Annotated in this window: 22 protein-coding genes; 13 read left to right on the top strand and 9 right to left on the bottom strand. The window is 60.1% G+C overall.

Features of this window, described 5'->3' with window-relative positions; translation table 11 throughout:
- Positions 1–8: 8 nt before the first annotated feature.
- The 4 genes from DFLDMN_RS32070 to DFLDMN_RS32055 all read left to right on the top strand — a co-directional run bounded on the left by DFLDMN_RS32070 (position 9) and on the right by DFLDMN_RS32055 (position 5020).
- Positions 9–1826, top strand: a complete 1818-nt coding sequence (locus DFLDMN_RS32070) for an ATPase, T2SS/T4P/T4SS family (protein ID WP_423200730.1) — start codon at positions 9–11, stop codon at positions 1824–1826.
- Positions 1826–3058, top strand: coding sequence for a pilus assembly protein TadE (locus DFLDMN_RS32065; RefSeq protein WP_423200808.1), 1233 nt, complete (start codon positions 1826–1828; stop codon positions 3056–3058). The genes DFLDMN_RS32070 and DFLDMN_RS32065 overlap by 1 nt, the downstream gene beginning before the upstream one ends.
- A 16-nt stretch (positions 3059–3074) precedes the next feature.
- Positions 3075–3707, top strand: a complete 633-nt coding sequence (locus DFLDMN_RS32060) for a type 4 pilus major pilin (protein WP_423200729.1) — start codon at positions 3075–3077, stop codon at positions 3705–3707.
- A gap of 65 nt (positions 3708–3772) precedes the next feature.
- Positions 3773–5020 carry an adhesin gene (locus DFLDMN_RS32055; RefSeq protein WP_423200728.1) on the top strand — a complete coding sequence of 416 codons (1248 nt, stop codon included), beginning with the start codon at positions 3773–3775 and terminating at the stop codon, positions 5018–5020.
- Between the two features lie 65 nt (positions 5021–5085).
- Here DFLDMN_RS32055 and DFLDMN_RS32050 read toward each other — a convergent pair whose 3' ends face one another.
- The 6 genes from DFLDMN_RS32050 to DFLDMN_RS32025 form a co-directional block, all read right to left on the bottom strand.
- On the bottom strand, positions 5086–5904 hold the full coding sequence (locus DFLDMN_RS32050; RefSeq protein WP_423200727.1) for a hypothetical protein: 819 nt from the start codon (positions 5902–5904) through the stop codon (positions 5086–5088).
- Positions 5905–6044: 140 nt separating this feature from the next.
- A complete protein-coding gene (locus DFLDMN_RS32045; RefSeq protein ID WP_423200726.1) occupies positions 6045–6689 on the bottom strand; it encodes a hypothetical protein in 645 nt (214 codons plus the stop codon).
- Between the two features lie 84 nt (positions 6690–6773).
- Entirely contained in the window at positions 6774–6971 is a 198-nt protein-coding gene (locus tag DFLDMN_RS32040) for a YqaE/Pmp3 family membrane protein (RefSeq protein ID WP_423200725.1), read from the bottom strand.
- Between the two features lie 113 nt (positions 6972–7084).
- Positions 7085–7438 carry a hypothetical protein gene (locus DFLDMN_RS32035; protein WP_423200724.1) on the bottom strand — a complete coding sequence of 118 codons (354 nt, stop codon included), beginning with the start codon at positions 7436–7438 and terminating at the stop codon, positions 7085–7087.
- Positions 7439–7448: 10 nt separating this feature from the next.
- Complete coding sequence (locus DFLDMN_RS32030; RefSeq protein WP_423200723.1) at positions 7449–8624, bottom strand: FlhC family transcriptional regulator; 1176 nt, start codon at positions 8622–8624, stop codon at positions 7449–7451.
- A gap of 13 nt (positions 8625–8637) precedes the next feature.
- The gene (locus tag DFLDMN_RS32025) at positions 8638–9855 is read right to left on the bottom strand and encodes a hypothetical protein (protein ID WP_423200722.1); all 1218 of its coding nucleotides are present in this window, start codon (positions 9853–9855) and stop codon (positions 8638–8640) included.
- Between the two features lie 609 nt (positions 9856–10464).
- On the opposite strand from DFLDMN_RS32025, the gene DFLDMN_RS32020 reads away from it, so the two are divergent.
- From DFLDMN_RS32020 to DFLDMN_RS31995, 6 genes are all read left to right on the top strand, one after another.
- Entirely contained in the window at positions 10465–10770 is a 306-nt protein-coding gene (locus DFLDMN_RS32020) for a hypothetical protein (protein WP_423200721.1), read from the top strand.
- Positions 10771–10868: 98 nt separating this feature from the next.
- Positions 10869–11303 carry a hypothetical protein gene (locus tag DFLDMN_RS32015; protein ID WP_423200720.1) on the top strand — a complete coding sequence of 145 codons (435 nt, stop codon included), beginning with the start codon at positions 10869–10871 and terminating at the stop codon, positions 11301–11303.
- Positions 11304–11309: 6 nt separating this feature from the next.
- A complete protein-coding gene (locus DFLDMN_RS32010; RefSeq protein ID WP_423200719.1) occupies positions 11310–12092 on the top strand; it encodes a hypothetical protein in 783 nt (260 codons plus the stop codon).
- An 11-nt stretch (positions 12093–12103) separates the two neighbouring features.
- Positions 12104–12646 (top strand): single-stranded DNA-binding protein, encoded by a 543-nt coding sequence (gene ssb, locus DFLDMN_RS32005; protein WP_423200718.1) that lies wholly within the window; start codon positions 12104–12106, stop codon positions 12644–12646.
- A gap of 204 nt (positions 12647–12850) precedes the next feature.
- Entirely contained in the window at positions 12851–13921 is a 1071-nt protein-coding gene (locus tag DFLDMN_RS32000) for a DUF7146 domain-containing protein (RefSeq protein WP_423200807.1), read from the top strand.
- Between the two features lie 103 nt (positions 13922–14024).
- Positions 14025–14237, top strand: coding sequence for a hypothetical protein (locus DFLDMN_RS31995; RefSeq protein ID WP_423200717.1), 213 nt, complete (start codon positions 14025–14027; stop codon positions 14235–14237).
- A gap of 73 nt (positions 14238–14310) precedes the next feature.
- On the opposite strand, the gene DFLDMN_RS31990 is transcribed toward DFLDMN_RS31995, so the two are convergent.
- The 3 genes from DFLDMN_RS31990 to DFLDMN_RS31980 all read right to left on the bottom strand — a co-directional run bounded on the left by DFLDMN_RS31990 (position 14311) and on the right by DFLDMN_RS31980 (position 17464).
- Positions 14311–15677, bottom strand: a protein-coding gene (locus DFLDMN_RS31990; protein ID WP_423196806.1) for an IS3 family transposase whose coding sequence is annotated in 2 segments (ribosomal slippage) — positions 14311–15200 and positions 15200–15677 — 1368 coding nt in all. Because the reading frame shifts where the segments join, the coding sequence is not laid out codon by codon here.
- Positions 15678–15950: 273 nt separating this feature from the next.
- Entirely contained in the window at positions 15951–16418 is a 468-nt protein-coding gene (locus DFLDMN_RS31985; RefSeq protein ID WP_423200716.1) for a hypothetical protein, read from the bottom strand.
- Between the two features lie 14 nt (positions 16419–16432).
- Positions 16433–17464, bottom strand: coding sequence for a PRTRC system protein D (locus tag DFLDMN_RS31980; RefSeq protein WP_423200715.1), 1032 nt, complete (start codon positions 17462–17464; stop codon positions 16433–16435).
- Positions 17465–18475: 1011 nt separating this feature from the next.
- On the opposite strand from DFLDMN_RS31980, the gene DFLDMN_RS31975 reads away from it, so the two are divergent.
- The 3 genes from DFLDMN_RS31975 (at position 18476) to DFLDMN_RS31965 (ending at position 20912) form a co-directional block, all read left to right on the top strand.
- Positions 18476–19612, top strand: a complete 1137-nt coding sequence (locus DFLDMN_RS31975; protein WP_423200714.1) for an integrase domain-containing protein — start codon at positions 18476–18478, stop codon at positions 19610–19612.
- Positions 19613–19615: 3 nt separating this feature from the next.
- The gene (locus DFLDMN_RS31970; RefSeq protein WP_423200713.1) at positions 19616–20251 is read left to right on the top strand and encodes a hypothetical protein; all 636 of its coding nucleotides are present in this window, start codon (positions 19616–19618) and stop codon (positions 20249–20251) included.
- A 238-nt stretch (positions 20252–20489) separates the two neighbouring features.
- Positions 20490–20912, top strand: a complete 423-nt coding sequence (locus DFLDMN_RS31965; protein WP_423200712.1) for a hypothetical protein — start codon at positions 20490–20492, stop codon at positions 20910–20912.
- The last annotated feature ends 47 nt before the right edge of the window (positions 20913–20959 follow it).

The following is a 20959-nucleotide window of genomic DNA, read 5'->3' as shown; positions in this document are numbered from 1 at the left end:
AGACCATCGTGCGTTTCTTTGAACGCTCCAAAAAGGGGCTGGTGCCCGAGGCCGCCGGCGGCATTATGGTGATATCCGGCGCGGGCGCGGCTCGCGCGTGCACCGCGCAGGTCGCTGCGGCGCCCGTGCACGCCGAGCCCTCCCTTTCGATGCCCGAGATCAGCGACGTCGGTTGTACGGAGGTGCGAACGACCGATGACCTGCCGCCGTTCTCGCGGGTGCTGTACGACGATCTCTCGTTGGCGCAATCGCTGCGGCACCAGATTTGCCCGGTCTTGATCGATGCGCCGGCCGATGGCCAGCGCGGCAAGTTCGCGTTCATCCTGTTGGCCGATATGCGGTACTCGGACTATACGGACGAAATCCTGCGCCAGGCGAAGCTGCGCTGGGACGCGGCCGACCCGCTGTTCTACACCGCAACGCCGCAGGTCATGACGGCGTTGTCGCGCGGCGTCGAAGGCAGTGCACGGCAGGACGGTATCCAGACCACAGGCCTGCGCAATGCGAGCGGCCTATGGCAGACGTTCCTCGCGGCAGCTCAGTTCGCAAAGCGGGAGCAGGCATCTGACCTCCACTTCGAGGTGAAGGACAACAGCGAGCTGTCGCAGATCCGCTTCGCCATCGATGGCCATCTGGTCCTGCCGCCCGAGTTCCGCCTGCGCACGACCGACCTGCTGGACATGCTGTCGCACGTCTTCCAGAAAGGCAAGGGCGGCTCCCACGGGGTGTTCAGCCGCGTGCAGCCGCAGCAGACGAGCATCCGGACGGTGGTTGACGGCGTTCCGATGGTGTTCCGGTGGGCCTCGATGCAGAGCGCGGACGGTCACGTGACCGTCATGCGTATGAATCCCGAGAACGCGACGACCACTCAGGTCGATTTCGTCAAGGACCTGCACTTCTTCCAGCAGCAGGCGGATGTGATCGACCGCTGCACGATGCAGATGGGCGGCGGTGTGGTGCTGGTCGGCACGGTGGGCTCCGGGAAAACGACCACCGCGCACGCCGTCATGCAGCGCCTGCCGTCCTGGATGAACAAGATGTCGATCGAAGACCCGGTCGAACTGATGGCGCACGGCACCCACCATTTCTCGGTGGCACGCCAGCTGGACGGCTCGAACCGGGAAGAAGATCCGTTCATCGTGGCCAAGCGCCAGTTGAAGCGGATGAATCCCCATTTCGTGATGGTCGGCGAGGTGCGGGATTTTGAGTCTGCCGGGCTGTTCCGCGACGTTGCCGGCGCGGGCCTGCGTGCAATGACCACGCTGCACGCGCCCTCGGCGACGGCCGCCACCGACCGTCTGGCTGACAGTGAACTGCAAATTCCGCGCAGCGTGCTGGCTACTCCCGGCTTTGTGAACCTCTACGTGTACCAGGCGCTGCTCGCTAAGACGTGCGACTGCGGCCATCACGGCGAGGAAGCCAAGGACATATTGGGCGCGGCCAGGCTCCACCAGATCGAGCGGCTGTTCCAGTTCGACATCGACGGTATCCGCGTGCGGCGCGAAGCCGGATGCGACAAATGCCGGCGCGCAAACCTTCCGGACCTTAACGGCATCCGCGGCCGCGTCATGGCCGCCGAAATGTTCGAGCCAGACGAGCTGGACCTCATGTACATCCGCGATGCGCGCGCGATCGAATTGCAGGCCCATCAACGCGAGAAGCGCGTAACGGGCTTCGACATCCCGGACAGCACTGGCAAGTCGGTATTCGAAGTAGCCATGTATCACGTGTTCGCCGGCACGGTGGATCCGCGGCAGGCCGAGCGCATCTTGTCTCTGGATGCATACGAAGCGAAGTTGAAGCGACTGACCGGAGCCCGAGCATGATGCAACGATTGAAGGACGCGCTTGCCGCGGTCAAGCGCAAGAAGTACACCGCGGCCGCCGAGAGCATTGGCGGTGCGACGGGACGATTTCCGGACAAGCTGTGGTTCGCAAAGCTGGAGTTCTCGCCCAAGCGCGCGGACTATTACTACGACCTGGCCATGCGCATCGAGAAGATGCCGGGTGAACCGATCTCGAACCATTTTGCAAAGGATGCAGCCCGCCGCGCCGGCGAGCCGCTGGGTCTGCTGGCAGCTCTATGGCTGGCGCGCTACGAAGGCCTCGACGGGCAGACGCAGGAGTCGCGCCTTGCGGAAATCTTCCGGGGGACGGTGCCTGACGAAGACCTCGCCATCCTGGCTGTGGCCGAGCAGGGCGGTGATGTGAAGGACGGCTTGTTCCGGCTCGCGGACAACCTCCGCGCAATGAGCGCCGCGAAGTCCAACATCCTGCTGCTGCTGGCAAGCATGGGCATTACGCTGATCATCCTGCATGTCTACCTCGGTGTCATGGCATTCATCGTGGCCCCGATGCTGGATCGCAGCTTCGCAAACCTCCTGCCGGTGGACGGCTACGGGCCGATCGCCCGGGCATTCCATCTCGGCACCACGTTCCTGCGTGACTGGGGCTGGCTGGTGCTGTTAGGCGAAGCGGGGCTCGTGTGGTGGGTCGCGCGTGCGCTGCGGAATTACACCGGCCCGTATCGCGCGTGGCTGGACAAACACGTCATCCTCTTCGACTTCTTTCGCAGGTTCCAGGGTGCGCAGTTCCTGGGCGCCATGTCGGCCGTCACGCAGCGTTTCGGCGGCGACATGAACAACCTGACCAACGCGCTGGAGATGATGCGCGCCAACGCGTATCCCTACCTCGCGCAGCACATCCGGCGTATCGAGGCGACTCTTGAAGAGTCGCCCAACGCCGGCGGCAAGATGTTCGACACGGGCCTTTTTGATCGGGACACCACCTATCGCATTCAGGACATTGCGGAGTATGAGGACGACCTCTCCAAGATGCTGAATACGGTATCGGTGACGCTGCTGAAGACTGCGCCGCGCGAGCTTGAACAGCGGGCATCGAAGTTCAATCGACGGTCCTCGATCCTGCTGATCATCCTGATTACGGCCCTGGCCTTCATGCCCGCGTTCATGGCGCGCGAGCTGAAGCAGAGCATGCAGGTACATGGCATGAAGACTCATCAAAAGAGCACCAATCCTTCCACCCTCCCATCCAACTGACGAACAAGGCTGAATCATGGACAACAACCTGCAAACCAACTCGGCGGCTCGCGATACGACGGCGGGCGAGAATCCGGTACCGCTCAATCGCCTGAGCCGCGCCGAACAATGGAAGCGCATCCGTAGCAATCCGCGCCTCCGTGGCCAGCACGGCGGCATTCTTGACGAATACGGCTTCTACCTGCTGCTCGTGGCCTTCTCGCTCGTTGCAATCCTGGTGCTCTTCTCGGGCAACTCGACCGACTCCCAGGTCCAGCAGTTCACGACCGAGCTGAACAAGGTGATGGGCAAGGTCAAGACGAACTATCGCGGCCGCTACAGCACGGTGACCGTGGGATCGATCATCGACAACGGCACGTTCAAGGACCTGACCACCATGACGGTTGACAGTGGAGCAGTCACTGTGCAGCCCGGTGGCGGCACGCTAACGATCGTGCCGGGCAAGCTGCTGACGGCAAACGATTCGGTGCAGTACACCATCCCGAATCAGCCCGACGCCGCGTGCACGCAGATCGCGTCGGCCTTCCAGAGCAGCGCGGGCAAGATCGTTGTCAACGGCGTCCCCATCAAGGGCGTCGGGGGCAGTGTGAACATGACGGAGGTGAAGTGCTCCGGCGACAGCAACACGATCGACCTTTTCATGTCCTGATCGCGGTCTGACGCGCGTATAGACTGCCCGGCCGTTGGCCGGGCTTTGGCATAGGAGAGTGGAATATGTTGATGTCGAACTACGCCATGGGGCTAGCGCTGAGCAGCGTTGCTCTTATGGCATCGGTGCCGTGGACGTATGCCGAGATCGAGGAGGTTCAGTCGGTCGGCACGGGCAACTATATGGCCAACATCGCCGAGGCCGTGAATACCTACACGTTCGAGGCGTTCACGGACCTGGCGAAGAGCCCAACCGTCCCGACCAACCTCACGGTGGGCGGCAAGACCATTGGGGTGGCAAGTCCGCTGCATCCGACCGTGCAGGATCTCATCAACTTCGGTCTGCTGCCGATCGGCTACACGGACATCAGCCCGTTGGGTCTGTCGTTCCGCGTCGACCTGACGCCGACAAACTGCGGTGCGGACATCACAGCGTGCTCGATCCCTGGTCTGGTGTATTCGACCACCGGATACCGGGACGCTGTTGGCCGCGTTCGGACCGACCTCCTGGGTCTTGCTGTGGCGAAGGCTGGGCAGGATGCCGGCGTTTCGTATGCAGAGACGCCAACGACGATCACCGGGATGTCCGCCAGCTGGTCCGCGGTGAATCCGGTCGCTGCACAGCCCTCGGGTGTGCTGGCGATGCGGACCGGATCAAGTTCGTTGCTGGCCCAGTCGATGAACCAGTTCTACAAGCGCGATGGCTCGCTAAATCTGACCGGCCCGATGGACGCCAACAACCAGGCCATGAACCGCGTGGGAAATTTCCAGTCCAACGGATCGGTTACTGCTGCCGGTAACGTGGGGGCAAATGGCAGTGTGAGCGCCGGCGGGAATGTCAGCGCCGCAGCAAATGTTAGTGGCAATGGTGTCTATGGAAACTATGTGCAGTCCAATGGTAGTGCCTACGTCGCTGGTGCTATTACGGCAAACACTATGGCGGCCAATGGGATCACCTCCTATGGGGGCATTACAGCGTCCGGCTACGTTACGGCTGCCGGAGCGCTGATCCCTTCGCAAGGTGCCGGGCAGCAGGTACAGGAGGGGTGGTCCTGCGGCGATCCACAAGGAGCCATTCGAAGTGATCCCACCGGAAAATCGCTCTCGTGTCAGAACGGCATTTGGCGCTCCTCTGGTGGGGCGTCTCAAGGTACGATCGTGAGCACCTACTCGGTTGTGTACCAAGGTAGGACCACTATCGGATTCTGTTACACCTGGCCCGGCGGAGATGGTTACGACAATGTGGGTACCGGCGCAGTTTGCCCGGCAGGCACCAAAGGCTTTGTGGGCGGCGTCTACAACACCTCAAATTGAGTTGGACTGTCAACAAAAAAAGAGCCGGCATTGTCGGCTCTTCTTACTTTCCACGTAGCAGCGAACTACTGGCACTTCAGAACAACAATGCCGTTCACGTCGCCGCTACTCGGGGTGGGCATGGTAAAACCCACGGCCAGCAGCGGGTGCGTAGCGTCGGTGCCCATCACTTGCACATGTGCAAGCGAGCCGTTCACAATGGCGACGCCCGAGATGGTGGTGCTGGTGACGGTGGCGCTGGCCGAAGCGTCACTGCCGATTGCAAGCGAGACGTTAAAGCTTTCCAACAGCGGACCATTCAAATCAATGACTGCTGCGGCGTTGGTTACCTTACCGGGTGCAAAGTTGCCCGACACGGCGGTCGGGCTCGTGCTGCTCAAGAGCGAGCAATTGAGCTTTGCAGTCGGACCAGGAGTTCGGGTCAACGCCAGCGGCTTGCCGAGGACGTAGTGATCACCTTGATTGACGCTCACCGAGCCAAGGCTCGAGGAACCATCCGTCCAACGGCCGATTGAGTAGTCACCGTTGCCAGCGACCTCAACGATCTTCCCGCTAGCGAACGAGATCAGACTATTCGCATCGATCCCGACCTGAGAGTACGCACCTTGTGTCGCGACCTTCTGGAACTGGGCAGGAAAGGCCGCGTGAGCGATGGACTGCGGAGCCGGAACAGTGGCCTTCTCGGTATGCGGTACAAAGACAACGGCCAACGGATCGGCCGAAACTGTGGCAGCAGAGCCAGTAACGGCGATGGTCGGCGCCGGCGGGGTCGTATTGCCCGGCTGCTGCGTTGCCGGTGCATCGCCACCACCGCCTCCGCAGGCAGCGAGAGCCAGCAGGGCAGCGGCAGAAATCGTGGAGGGTGCGACTTTGCTATTTTGCATTTTTATTTTCCTTGAAGTTTAGGATGGAACGCGATCGAATCGAATCGAATCGCTTAATCCAATCCTACCGACTTAATCCGCATGTCAAGTCGGCTTGATACCGTAGCTACTACTTATGAAACGTATTGTCAGAGTAGACTTCAGTTTCTGCTTCCATTCTTGAAAAGACGCTCGTGCATCCAGCCTTCGCTAGTTGCAATCAAAACAGTCTTGTCTCGTGCCTTCTCCGCGGCGGCGTTAAGCTGCGGATAAACAGTACGCATCTCTGGCGCTTTGGCCCAGTCAGGAGCATCGGGAATCTCATAGGTGAAGTTCACTTGCGAGACTTTAGAACCAAACATATCAGCCGGTTGCGTAAAACTCTCCACCTCCGCGACTTTCGCCTTGCCAGTGCAGAAACCGTCCCAACCGCCGATGTTGCCACCAGCCCCAGGCACCAAATACTTCTTCCCCATCTCCGTCAAGGCGTACTCCGTTGCAGGTAATGGAGTTTTGTCCAACGGATTCTGGCTCGGCATCTCTGCATCCGTCTCTGATAGGAGACCGACTTTTGCCAGTGCCGCAGCCTTATCGGGATTCTTTAGGAATCGGAGGCCGTCCTTCTTCTCGATCTTGAACGGGAAAGCCTTGGCAGGCGCCATTACGCAGACCCCCGAAGTCTTATCGAAGTAGTCCTGAATTGCAGCCTTAAAGTTGCTCTTGTTGGCGTCCTGCTTGCTGCCGCATCCAGCGAGTGCAATGAGCACCCATCCCGCAGTGATCGAGTACGAGAATATCTTCTTCATTGTTTTGTCAGACTGGTCAAAGGTACCGAGCTTTTCACGACGGGGTACATTAGTGGGCAGCGCGGTATTTCTCCACATCCCGGATTACCGGCCGCGATTGTTGAGTGCAGCCTGAATCTTCTTGTCTGTCTTGTATTGGCTCAGTGCGTAGGTGGACCAGATCGCGGCAGGAATCCAACCGATGATGGTGATTTGCAGAAGGAAGCAAATGATCCCGGCGAAAGGCCGACCGATCGTGAAGAACTGGAACCACGGGAGCAGGATTGCGAGGAATAGGCGCATCGTTGGCAAGTAACAAAATTGACAGGAACGCAAGGATACAAGAACCGCGACCGCCAGTACAACGGCGGTCGGGTGTCGGATCTGTACCCCCGCTGCGGGGGGTATCGTGCTGGCTATCTGGATTGGTAGAGCGTCGTTCCGCAGTGGTTGCAGCGGTGATACTGGTAGACGTGCATGAGTGGCTGGTGTCGCCACATGCGGATGCTGCGCGACCCACACTGGTTGCATGACACACCGTTGGCCGTAACGCTGCCTGGGTTGGCCTGCCGATATTCTTCATACGTAGGCAGCCGCTTGCGGTTCAGCAGGAAGCCGAACAGCAGCAGTGCAAAGTACGAGAACAGGAAGCAGAGAATCGCCCACTTCCACGGATTCTTGCCGACTTTCTTCGCCCATCGGAAGGCGACGTAGCATGGCAGGACATGCATAAATGCAATCTCGATAATTTTCTGTAGCGCGAATAACATTTTTGAATCCTTAAGCCTTGCGCCGGCGACCGAGTTGAGCGTTGCCGAGTGCTCCGGTACACCCAGGGCAGGAGAACGTATTGCTGAGCTCGATCTTGGGTGCGGTATTGGCAATGAGATAGGGGGTGCGGCAACTGCGGCATGGTGCGAGATCGAGCTGCGCATCCGTCGACATGGACCGGCAGATATGACAGGCACGATCGGCTGTGATGCGCGAGTCCGGGCCGAAAAACTTGTCAAACAGGTCGTAGGCCGCGATGAACGCCTCCGGGACATTGGCGCCGAACGCAAGGCCGATCCGATACAGCGTGACCATCATCGTTGCTTGCATGCGGTGTAGCGGCTGCTCGAAGTACCACGCCGTCGATGTCGGCAGCTGTCCCGTAGACGAGGGTGTGCCGTGAATTGCCTGGAAGAGCTGGCGCGTCTTGGTCGAGTTGACGGCCAGAAGCGATGTCACGGTCGAGGCGCGACAAGACTGCCGGATCATCAATTCGCTATAGACCTTCTTCTTCAGCGGATCGAGCCGCAGGTTCGACCATGACTGCCTGGCTTCGAGTCGGTCGGCCCGCATCGGGACGGTCGCAAGGAAATGATGGCCGATCACGTCAGGCGAAACACGTGCAGTTTCGAAGTCGATCCAAAACCGCTTGCTGTCGAGGCGCCAACGGAACATCGGGAAGTCCACCTTGGAGATGGCCAGATCGAGAACATGCTGCGGTAGCGACCGAAGGTACACGGCGAGCTCTTTGCTGATGCCGAGCAACGGCGCAGCGAGAATGCTGACGTGCAGCAGTTCGACCATGAGCCAGATGTAATGGCGGTTGTTATAGAACAGGCGCAGCTTGTCATCGTTGCTCCATGCCGGCAGTTGGCCGCGGAGCTTGTCTACCGCCACGGTGGTAGTGGTGCCCTCGGTCAGGCACTTCCAGTCGTGGACGTCCATGAGCGTTGGGACGACGACAAGGAACGGCGTGCCCATCAGCGCGCGCTGCGTTGCGACGGCCTTGCGCACCCTGTCGATATGGACGCGATCGATATGGAGCACATCGGAGAGCTCGGGGTGCGCGCCCAACGCTTCGGCCAGGTGGTCGGTCAGATGGTAGTTTGCGGAGCGGATACGATCGCAGGTCATCCGCGTAAGTTGCAGACGCTCAAACTCGGCGGTGAGGGATTGTTGTTGCATGATCGGGCAGGGATTAGCGAAGTTGGAGGGCGGCGCGAATGTCGGCCTGAAGGCGGCCGACGATGCTGTCCAGGACAGTGAGCGTGGACTGGAACTGCTCCACGCCGCCGTCCATCTGCACGGCCATCTGAGTGGTCGCAAATGCCGCGACGGTCTTCTCGAACTGGTGGACGAGCGCTGTCAGCGCATCCCCGGCTTTGGTGCGTCGGTCCAGCGCTTTGGCGCGCTCGGCGAGCTCATGCTCAATGTGCTGGCGGCGCGCCTCGATGTCGGCGAGCGCGGATCGTGCGGACTCCAGTTCGCTGTTTTTCGCGGAGAGCGCCTCTTCCAGCGTGGCGTAGCCCGGGGGCACCACAGCGACCTCCACGGTTTCGGTCTTGGCGATGCTGCGTGCATTCGCCATCCGTTCCTGCAATTCACGTGTCTCGCGCTCGAGATCGTCAATTCGCATCTGCTGAACGCTCTGCGCGTTGTTATGGCGCGTCAGTTCTTCCCGGACGTGGCTCAACGCCTCGCGATCAGCGTCCCGTTCACTTGTCAGCTTGGACACCTGTTCATTGAGTCGGCGGATCTCGATGTCCTTGTCAGCATTGTCCTGAACCGTGTTTGCAAGTTCCGACGTCGCTGTTTCGAGCCGCGCTGTCACGTCGAGCACCTGCTCGTGCTTCTTGCGAAGCTGCTCGACGTAGTCGCGAATGTTTTTGCGACGATACGTGGGATCGTTCTCCTTGTAATCGATTACCGCCGTGATTTCTTCATCGGTGTAATCCGTGCTGCGCAGGATCATGAGTTCACCGATGTTCAGCTTCGCGAGTGCCCCGTTGTGGCTGAGGAAGCGTCTGTAGAGGCCCAGATATAGCTTCGCCTGGTTGGGGTGAAGGCCCAGGAGTTCTTGGGCAATCTCGTTGAACTTGTCCCATCCGCGCATGCGCGCGCCGCGAGTGTCGCCGAACTCGTTGATCGCAGACTCCATCGAGCAGTCGTTGATGTGCTGCAAGTCTGCGCCCATGTCCAGCAGCAGCCGCTCAATCTTCTCGCGGGTTCGCTGGACGTTGCGCACGCTGTCGCACAAGCGATCGAACTGGTCGTCGCTCAGGCCTCCCATGATGCGGCGTAGGTCGTCTAGCATCCCGGCCCTTTCTTTGGGCATGGGGAACTCGACGATGTCGGCTTTCGGTGCCGCCGCTGTCGGCACCAATGCGTCGGATGGTTTTTTCTTTTTTTCGGGCATGTTTCGCTCACTCATCGAACAAGGGACACAACAACCAGCGTATCGAGCAAAACGCGTTGTCAAGTCTCAAGTCAGGAGATTACGAAACGCTCTGTGCTTACTGACGGCCAAAAGCTCGCATTTTTGGGGTAGCTTTTACCGGCAATTGCCGAAAGCTGGTCAATTGTGTGCGTGTTATCGGGGCCGACGCGCGCGGATTTAGGGACCTACCCCTCCGGTACGGGGCTCATCTGAGAGAAACTAAATACAGAATTAAGAATATATTAAATCTGTCGCATATTCCATAATATGAAATGGCGTGAGCATGCTCATGCGATTTCCCCGGAAAGACGCATAGTTTTAGTGAGCTTACTGGCGTCCGCAGCACGATTCTGTCGTTTAGCATTGACCTACGCCCGCGTCTGAGACGCATCGACCCGGTGAGTGAGCCCCATTGCGGGACCACCGCCCACCTCCCCACTTCCATTCCCGCACAGCGTGTTTGTGCCATGCCCCGGGCATGACACAAGCGCGTTGGCGCGCGCTCCACGGGATTCCTTGCTCACTGAGCATCGAACCAGCGCCTGACATCCGTCAGGACCATCCCTTGCAATGTTTCGGAGAGAAACCGTGGAATCCCTTGCTTATCTCGTCAAGCGCCCTCTGCAACTGCTGGCGCTCTGCATGGTGCTGTACCTCGCATCCCAATCGTTCCCTGTCGGCGTCTTCGTGACGATCGTTGGGATCTCGTATCTGTACAACAAGGCTGTTCTCACCAGCCGTAGCGTGCCAGCGGCGCCGAAAGTCTCGATGCCGGACTCTCCGTCCAGGCCGAAAGCCGACGCGCCTCAAGCGGAGGAGCAACCCGAGCAGCGTTACGAACGCTCGGCAGTTGTGACGCCGCTTCGCCGAACGGGAACGGACAACCGTTCCTGATCCATCGCCGCCCAGCCTATGGGCGGCGCCTTCCACCTGTCGCGGGTATCCGATACCCGCCGGCAGGTGGGTCTTCGGACGCCCGTCCGGAGACCATCATGGAACCAACACACGCAGGATGGCAACTGGACTTCTTCGGAGAAGCGACTGCCATCGTTGCTGCTCCTCAAGCCATCGAACAACCTCACACGGCCGACGACCCGGCGCTCGATGAAGCGCTGCGTGAGCGTCTCACCGATGCGCTCATTTATCTGGCCTGTGGCAGCCGCCACGGCGTCAACATGCCTGAATCCCTGTTGGATTGCGCGAAGCTGCTGCGACAGCGCATCCGTAACGAGACGGTCGATCACAAGGAACTATCCATGACGATCGGCTGGATCTTCGGATTCTGGGATGGCGCCATTCCCTATACCTACGTCTGTGAGATCAGCGGCGTGAGCCCTGAGGTTCTGCAAGACGTGGTCCTTGGTAACCCCCGCCTGACGGCTGTCCTCGAGGAGGTCAAGCGCCAGTGCTACGGCTCTCTTCTCTGAAATCCCATGTCACTGTTCAATCTGATAAAGCAGGCCGCCGCCGCGCTGACCCGCGACCGTGCAGAAATCCGCCACGATCAAGCTTCGCATGCGGACATGATCCCTGTAGGCACCGGCGCCGATAACGAGTTCCACATGCAGATCGATGGCATCCCGAATCTGTTTCGGGACGAAGGCGACCGCGTGGTGCACTTCGTCGCGGAGTTCGATCGCCGCATCCAACACACGGCATTCGGCAACAAGCTGCTTCCGGAGGTCGTGCCGCGTTGGAGCAAGGTGCGTACGTATGGCCAGCCTGGAGTGACCCCGCAAGGGGTTGCCGAAGAGGTAGTGCGCAATGCGAAGCAGCAAGCGGGCGGCGGCCAACGCAAAGGCGCGAAGTCCGACAAGCCGGCGCAGGCTGCTGCGGAGTCGGAAAGCATCGCTTCGGAAACACAGGCTAAGCCGCGCGCTGCAGAGGCGTCATCATCCAACTACACCGTGGGCAAGCTGCTGGAGTGGGGCGAGATGGAGTTCCCCAATCGCAAGCCGGGTGGCAAGCCGACCTACACCTCGTTCGCCGTGAAGCTGGAAACCAGCGCTGGCGAGAAGATTCTGCAGGGTGAGGGCCTCAAGGACGTTTTGGCCAATGCCCGTTGCGAGCTCGGCGAGCGCGTTGGCATCCGCCGTCTGCACAAGGAAAAGGTGCCCGCCTTCGACCAGAAGACAGGCCGCCCCATCATCGATCGAGAGACCCGTCAGCAGAAGCTCTGGGACCGCTGGGTCTGGTCTATCAATCGCATTCACTAAAGGGACCCTCTATGCCATCTGTCAATAAAGTCATCCTCATCGGTAACCTCGGGGCCGACCCGGAAGTCCGCTACATGCCAAGCGGCGACGCTGTGGCCAATATCCGAATGGCGACCACCGATCGCTACAAGGACAAGCAGAGCGGAGAGTTCAAGGAAGCTACCGAATGGCACCGCATTGCGTTCTTCGGCAAGCTCGCCGAGATCGCTGGCCAGTACCTGAAGAAGGGCTCTTCGGTCTATATCGAAGGCCGCATCCGCACACGCAAGTGGCAGGATCAATCGGGGCAGGACAAGTACAGCACCGAGATCGTGGCCGACCAGATGCAGATGTTGGGCGGCCGTGGTGACCACTCGGGGTGCGATGACGCCGGCGCCGAAGCAGGGGCGTACTGCGAAGGCTCCCAGCGCAGCGCAGGCCGCGGCCAGCCGCAGCAACGTCATCAGCGACAGCCCGCCCAAAGTGGACAGCAGTCGGCCGGAAGCTACGGCGGCGGCGGTGCACGGCGCGGTGGTGGCTTCGACGACACGGACGAAGACGACATTCAGTTCTAACACAGTTTCTCCTGGTGCCGGTCTTCCGGCAGCAGTCCTTTCCATTCTCCTGGCTGCGGCCTGCGGCGCCACTCCCGTTCCTCAACTGCCAGCGCCATGCTGAAAAGACCCTCTGGCTCGCAGCCGGGATGTCTTTTGAGCAAGCGTTCCTTCGCCTGTCTCAGGCATCGACCCACCCCTCCCAACAGGAGCCATCCCATGAAACTGAAAGATCTGAGCGTGATTGTTGCGGCTTGGGAATCCCGACAGTGGGACGCCCTGATTGCCGAGTACTTGCCCGCAGGCGTCCTGACCGATGCCTTCTGGAGCGGCCGCCCCTGTCCTTGCCCAATATGCGGGGGTAAGGATCGATTCACATACACGCGGAACCGTGGCCGCGGCGACTGGGTATGTCGCAAATGCAATGACGGTAGTCCAAGCGGCGGCGACGGTCTCGAGCTGGTCCGTCGGTACACCAACATGTCCTACTCTGAGCTGAAGCGTCGGCTCAATGGCGCTTCGAGTCCAACGCCTTTGCAACTGCCCGGGCGTCCAGCATCCTTGCGAAAGCCGCTCGATTCCGAGGCGAAGCGCCTGCGGATCGAGAGCCAGTGGGCAAGCGCATCCCCCTTGTCCGCCGGCGATCACGCCATGCGTTATCTCGCGGCCAGAATCCCGGGCCTGAGGGCGCCAATGCCGCAGGCGTTGCGGCTGTCGGTTCAGGATTACTGGTACGAGAAGCGGGTGGTTGGCCAATACCCGACGATCGTTGCGCAGTTCACACTGCCTGACGGCCGTATGGCGACCGTTCACCGCACTACGCTGGACCCCAGCAAGCCGGAAAAGGCCACCATCATCACGCAGGACGGTGAGGTGTTGCCGGCAAAGCGCAACGATGTCACGGCGCTGCCGCTGGCCGGCGGCGCGGTGCGATTGATGGCGCCGCGTAACGGCGAACTGGCGATTGCCGAGGGGCTGGAGACGGCGTATGCCGCCTACATGCAATTCGGCGTTCCCGCCTGGTACTGCCTGAACCGGGTACTACTCAGCCAGTTTGTTGTGCCGGACGGTCTTGGCATTGAATCGGTGCACATCTTCGCGGATTTCGATGCCATTGATCCCACGACCGGCAAATCGCCAGGCATGGCCGATGCACTATCCCTTCAGAAGCGCTTGCGCCAGGCTGGCTTCAAGGTCGTGCTGCACCGACCCAAGGTGAGGGGCACTGACTTCTGCGATGAATGGCGCACCGTCTATCAGTTGCGCCAGATGTCGCGGCACGTGGTGCCGGCCTGACCTAACACCGCCCTTGAGGCGGCTTCTTTTTAACCTCTGCCCTGTGGGTTCGTCCCATAGGGCGAATCTTTACCTCGGCAGGCTCTCTCTCAGGAGTAATGCAATGCCGCAAAAAGGCTTCACCGCGATCGTGAACAAGTTGCAGATTCACGCTATGCGCAGGACGGGTACATCCGACGTTCCGGCAATCCAATCTGAAGCTCAGTTCTTTCACGTGTATCGTCGCGAGTCCTCGCGCGATCTCACGCTCGTCAAAGGCAATCTGTCCTTCGACTCGGCCGCTGACTTCTGCCTGGCCCACGGCACGCTTCACTGAAGCTTGCCCATCTCTGACGAACAAAGCCCCAGCATTGTGAACTGAACCCCAGAAGTTGGACGGTTCAAGAAGACTAGGCTTGCAAGGGCTGGGTCCTGTACTGCACGGGACTCAGCCCTTTTAGCTTCAGTCGGATACGTTCGTTGTTGTAGTAGTGGATGTATTGTCGGATCCCACTTTGCAACTGCTTCACGCTGTCGAACTCGTTCAGGTAGAAGAACTCCGACTTGAGCGTTCCGAAGAAGCTTTCCATCGCGGCATTGTCGAGGCAATTTCCCTTACGGGACATACTCTGACGGACCTTTTTGCCCAGGAGCCGTCGATAGGCGGGCATCCGATATTGCCAGCCCTGATCCGAATGCAACAATGGCCGCTCACTACGCTTGAGGCGTGAGATCGCTTTCTTCAGCATGCCGCTGACCAGATCGAACGTGGGCCGTGTGGAACTCTGCCACGCGACGATCTCGCCGTTGTACAGATCCATGACCGGCGACAGGTACAACTTCTGCCCCTTCACGTTGAACTCGGTTACGTCCGTTACCCATTTCTCGTTAGGCCGTTGTGCGGCGAACTGTCGGTTGAGCAGGTTCGGAGCTGCCAGTCCGAGCCCTCCCCGGTAAGAGCGGTATTTCTTCGGTCGTACCAGCGACTTCAGGCCCAACTGCAGCATCAGGCGCCGGACCAACTTGTGATTGACTACCTCGCCGTCCTGCCGAATTGCCGCAGTAATGCGCCGATAGCCATATCGGCCTCGATGGCGCTCATAGATCGCTCGAATGCGCTGCTTGAGTTCAGCGTAACGGTCTCCTGCCAGCAGGGCCTTCTGCTGATAGTAGAAGGTGCTGCGCGCCAGTCCTGCCACCGCCAGCAGAACGGCCAATGGATGATGCTGCCTCAATTCGAGTACTACTTGCGCTTTGCGCGCGGCGCCTGACGCTGCTCCGCTCGAATCAAGGCATCGAGTTTTTTTAGGTACGCCACCTCCGCGCGCAGGTATTCGTTCTCCTTGAGCAACTGCTCACGGGTACGCTGGTCCTGTTCGGATTCCGGCGCAATGGGTTCGGGTGGTGATGAGTTCGGCATCTTCCGGGGACGTCCCTTGGGACGAGGCAATAGTGCAGGCAGACCACCCTCATGATACTGGCGCTCCCAACGGCTGATGGCACCCGGATCACGAATCCCCCAGATCGCTCGCGCCTCAGATTGCGACAGGTTGTCCCGCTGGATGCCTTCAAGCACCGCCAGCTTGAATTCCGCGCTGTACTTGCTGTGCCCCTTGCGTCGTAACCCGCGTCGACCGTGAAGCTCATGCAGCGCAACCCACTCGCGGGCCAGCGTACGGCCCACCCCATACTCCCGCGCTAGCTCCCTAAAGCCTATACCTCCGGCCAGATATCGCTTTACTACTCTGAGCTTCAATTGCTCGTCGTGCTTCGCCATGAAAAACACCCCAAGGGTTGGATCAGTGTCCAACTCTTGGGGTGCAGTTCATTGCTGGGGCTTTTTCTTTTTTGCGCGGCGAGAACCGCGTCAGTCTCGGCTGCGAGCTGCCTTATAGACCTCGATGGCGGCCTGCAGAACGCAGAAGCCGATCGTAACGTAGAAGACAAAGCGGTTCACGTCAGCGGTAGTGGACAGGTAATCGAACATCTTTCCTCCTCGGTTTGTTAAGAGATGATACAAGCTTGCCCGAAAAATTCGTGTGTCAAGTGCTCAATCGAATTGAGCGGTGGCCGCGTTCAGCGCATCGAGATCCAGAAAGTCGAACCCCGCAGGCTGTCCAGCGCTATCCGGACTCGGCTGGCTCGCTGCCTCATTGTTTGCGGGGCGGGGTGCCGGCGCGGGACGAACTACGGGCCCCGCGGCGGACTCCGCCACCGCCGCCTGGGCGGGTATGTGCGCAACCGGGTACGATTGCATGGGCTGCCGTTGCGCCGCGACAGCGGGCCGATTGCCTGTCGGCATTCCAGCCAACGGCAACCGAGTCGGCAATGCAGCGGCCGGAGACGGCAGAAGCATCGCATCGGCGCCCGCGCCGTCGCCCAGCATCGACAGCCCGACTGTCGCGAGCCGCTTCAGGATAAATGCCCGATCCCGGGCGCTGGGGATTCCGCTGAGGTAGCGAAGTAGCTCCGGCGTGGAGTCGGACGTCAGCGTGAGCTTCATCTCCAGCTTGTCCATATGGGACTCCCCGTTTAGGCGGCGGCCTTGGTCGCCTGACGTGCGGCGCCAATGGTGTAGAACCCGCGCACGTTGGCGAAGCAGGGCGAATCCATCATGTGGATGTCGTTCAGCGGGAAGGCCGCGCGAATCGTCGGCGCGTAGAGCGCCGCGCCGCCGCCGGTCAGGATGATGGCCCGGATGTCGTCGGTGCGTCCCACCCGCGATTGCAACTCCTTGATCGCCGGATTGGTAACAGCCATTGCCTCGGTGAGATAGCGGCCCAGCTCGAGGTCCTGCTTGTAGAACAGCAGCTTGCCCGTCGTGCGCAGCGCGTGATCGACCCGCTCGATGGCGTCGAAGGGCTGACCTTGCTCGGCCGCGATCAGGCTGGCGATCTGCTGGTAAACGCGTGCCGCGCCACCCGGCACGCCACCGCTGCGCGTATCGTCCATCGTGTAGCCACGGGCCACGATCCAGTCAGTCGTGAAGTACCCAACGTCGATGACCAGATACGAGTTGTCGGGGTCGTATTGCTTGCCGCTCTGCTGCATGTAGGTCACCAGCGTGCCGAGGGGCTGCGGCAGGGGCATGACCGACTTCACGTTGACTTCGCCCCAGCCAAAGTCATGCCGCCCGACGAACCGGTCGCGCAGGAAGCCCCCGTACTTCTGCGTGTTGTGAACCGGCAGGCCTAGCACGAGGCGTTCGATCTCGGTGGCACCGGAGTAGAAGAGTGCCCCGGCGAGAAGCGCTGCATAGTTCGGCGTCGTGACGTAATCCTCCGCCAGCGCACGGCCGGTGTTGTACGCACCGCTAAGCGACACGCCGGGCCCGACTTCATATCGTGCACCATCCACTGTGACGTTGACCACTTTGCGCGCCTGGAAGATCGTGCCGCTCTCGGGCGTGAGGCTCGAGGTCGCCGCCTGGGGGGCGAGCGAAGGGAACATGTTCGTCCTAATCTCCGAGCCGAGTGCAAATGCGGTCTTGGTGTTGCCATAGCCCACATCGACCGCGAGGGTGGCGGTCTTCGCGATCTTCGATTCGCCGTTCTGTTGCTGCATGGATTCGCTCCGAAAGGTTTGTTGCGAGGTTGATAGCAAACAGGGAAGGCTCGATTCAATCTGCCAGATACGGGGACTTTCGTCCGGTATCTGACACTTGATGTCAGCCGGTTCGGTGACTATCGGTGAGCAAGTGACAGATGCTCACCGATAGTTCCACTTAGTGCCTCCCTATGTCACCAACTCTACCGAGCAAAATCCAATGTCAAGTCGTCGAAACCTCCCGAAAACGAGCGCGTTTCGGTTGTTCGCCACGGCGGTGTTCGGCTATCCTGTGGGCTCTTACCGCGTCCCCGACGCATCGACCTCGCCGCCACTCGCGCGGCAAATCCGCACCCGACACTGTTCTCGAAACGGGCATCGGGCTGCTACTGTCCACGCCGCACAATGTCGCGGCATTTTTTTCAATCGGCTCAGATACATACTGGCCCACACTGAGGACCCCGGACACCGCGATACCAATTGGCTTTGCGGGCGGTTTTGGGGAATTGGCTGAGATGAGGACATGTGCAGGCCGGACACTCGGACACATGCAGTGCCTCGAACTCTTCCACTAGCCCAGCGGCGAAAGCGGGGTGTGCGAACGGTGAACCCGATACACAGCGGTTCAGACGTCGCGACCTGAAGGGCAGGACGTAGGCTGACTTCGTCAACCTGACGCTCCAACTCCATGAGCACGGCGTGCGCGGCCGTTACCAAGAACAGCGCAACAAGAGTTACGCGGGCGGCGTCGCTCGGTGCATGCACCGGACGGCGTTCATGCTGGAGAGCGGTTCCTCCGGCAACCGGGTAGCCTGGCCAATCGATAGCGCGGAGCGCGATAGGTTGAGTCGGGACAGTCATGCACGTTTCTTCCACGTGAGGGCTGACCAGCCAATGGAATCGCTAAAGGACAGGGAAGGGCAGGACCACGTCCGGTGGTTAAACGGTGGAACAGGGCGTCGAAGCAAAGCGCGGTGTTACGGGGACCACTGCATGCGCAACGCCGGGTATGGGAAACAGGAGAGAACGATGCGTCAGGGCGCGGTGTTCAATGTCAGAGCGCTGTTAGCGAAGTACGATCTGCCAACGCGCATGAGGGCCGAGTTGGAAGTGGCGTTGATGGACAACCTGAGAAAGATCCTCAGTCAGACGAGAGTGAGCCTGAAAGCCGCGTCTCTGAAGACGCAGGAGAGGCGTATGTACACGATCTGTCGGTCGATCGTGGAGTTGCGTGAGCAAGGTTTCATGCTTGAGAGCCCCCACTCGCTGCGGCATAAGCACGTACAGGCTCTGGTAGATCGATGGGTGGAAGAAGGGCAGACGGGCGGGACGATCGAGAACAAACTGAGCCACCTCAAGGCCTTCTGTCAGTGGCTGGGGAAGAGCGACTTGATCCGCTCCCTGGGCGAGTACACAGACAGGCGGGCGCATGGCCTTATCCGATCCTACGTAACGACTAAGGACAAGTCGTGGAAGGGGAGCGGCATTGACGCGAGGGCTGTGATTGCCGAAGTCGAGAAGGATGACCCGAGAGTCGCGGTACAGCTGCAATTGCAGGCCGCATTCGGCCTGCGTGTCGAAGAGAGCTGGTCGCTCAAAGTTGCTTCCGCGCTGAAGAACCTGGACACACTCAGGGTGGTGGACGGTACCAAGGGCGGCCGTAAGAGAGACGTCCCCGTTCGCCTACAGCTCTTCGTATTGGATCGGGCCGCTCGGCTCGTTGATCCGATGACCGGCTCAACAACCCCGGCGACGTACAACATCGCGCGATGGCGTAATCATTACAACGCAGTGTTGCGCAAGCATGGTGTGTACAAGAAAGGACTGGGGGTGACCAGTCACGGCTTGCGTCATGAGTGGGCGCAGGAGATGTATGAGGAGTTGGCGGGCGCGCCGGCCCCCGTCAAGGGTGGCGATGCCCCTGGTCTGGAGGCTCATCGACAGGCCATTCAGGCGGTGGTACTTGGCGCTGGCCATAGCAAGCCGTCGAAGAGCGGAGCCTACCTATCAACATTCACCGCCATGGCGGCGGTCGGTAAGCCTCAGGTCTCAAAAGAGCAGGTCCTTGCGTCGATCCGTCGGCATGACGGAAATAAGAGCAAGGCTGCTGCCGAGTTAGGCATCACACGTCAACGTCTCTATCGAATCAGCGAGAAACAGGAGTAAGGCATGCACGAGGAGAAAGAATACAGCCGCGCAGAGGTCGGGGATATTCTGAGTGAGGGAATCTCTCCAGCGGCCGTTGAGCGTTGGCCGCTCATCCGCCTACCCGAAGCGCTGGTCGCAGTAGCTCGAGCCAGCCTGATCGAAGATGCTGAGGACCGGTTCGCATTGGAAGACCTGGAGTACGCACAACGTCCAGTACGGGGCCTTCGCACATCGTGGGGTTGCATCGTCGGGGAATTCAATCACCCGTCCTCCGCGGGTGAAACCATGGTCTGGCTGTCCGGGTATCTGAGGTCTGACCCATTCCTGCAACTGCCACATTTGCGGCAGAACGCCGAGGATGTTGGACTGTTTCTGAGTGATCTCGCAAATGCCATACTGGCACCGAAGTCCGAGCGGTATCTGAAGAAAAGTTCTTTGGAGTGGAGCGACAACGACATGACGTCGCAACTGTTCTGCTTATTGGGGTTCTTCGACCCGGCCGACGAGGCGGCCTTTGAGGCAGCGGGCCGGAAGACTGGTGCTTGGCTCGCTGCGACGGACATAGACGAAGCCCTCAGGGCGTGCCAAGATCCGAAGCTGCTGTGCGGGCTGACCGAGAGATCGCTGTTGCCGATCACCCGGAGTGTGCTCAAATAGTCCGAGCATGCTCACCCTATTTCCCCGGTAACACGACATATTTGTAGCGTGTTTCTCGGTCGGTCAGAGGCTTAGATGTCCCATGTATGTAGACAAACTCTACTCTGACGTGGCGCTTCGCCGCATCCTAGCCAATGGCGTCGCGGCAAACGCGACTGCCGAATGGCCGTGGCTTCCCGTTTTCTCGCGCGAGTGGCCCGCGGCTCGCCGGCGAGGCCTTCGGGCGAATTGGGGAGGCATGTTCCTCTACACCTTCGACGAGATGGATGTTTCGGAGGTCGGCATCGAAGGTTACATCGTGGACAACCCCTTCTTCGACTTCGGCGAGATTTGGGGGAACGGCGTCGCCGTGGGTGCCCACCTGAGTGACCTCGTTTCGATGCACTTTGCACGGCTGACCAGGCGCAGGCTCGGCAAGGCAGGGTGGCAGTTTGAGGATTACGATACCGAGGCTGGAACGATTTTCCGGATTTCGTCTGTCCTGTCACCCGCGAACGGAGATGCGTTGGGGAAGGCGCTGGCTGTAGCACTGCAGCAGGCCGACGTCGCGCATCTCTGTCTGGCATGCCAGGCGGGGGCCTACCTCGATGGTTTGAAGGACTTTGCGGAGCTGCCTGCTCGGCCGATAGCGGGCAGGCCAGGCTCCAACTCGGAAAGGTAGTGAATTTGGCGGGTCTTTCCGGGCGGGCGATGTAGTCGGGACGTGCT

The sequence above is a fragment of the Cupriavidus sp. H19C3 genome (assembly GCF_049393815.1).
In the GTDB taxonomy this organism is placed as follows: domain Bacteria; phylum Pseudomonadota; class Gammaproteobacteria; order Burkholderiales; family Burkholderiaceae; genus Cupriavidus.
This window is presented reverse-complemented; position numbering and strand designations above follow the sequence as displayed.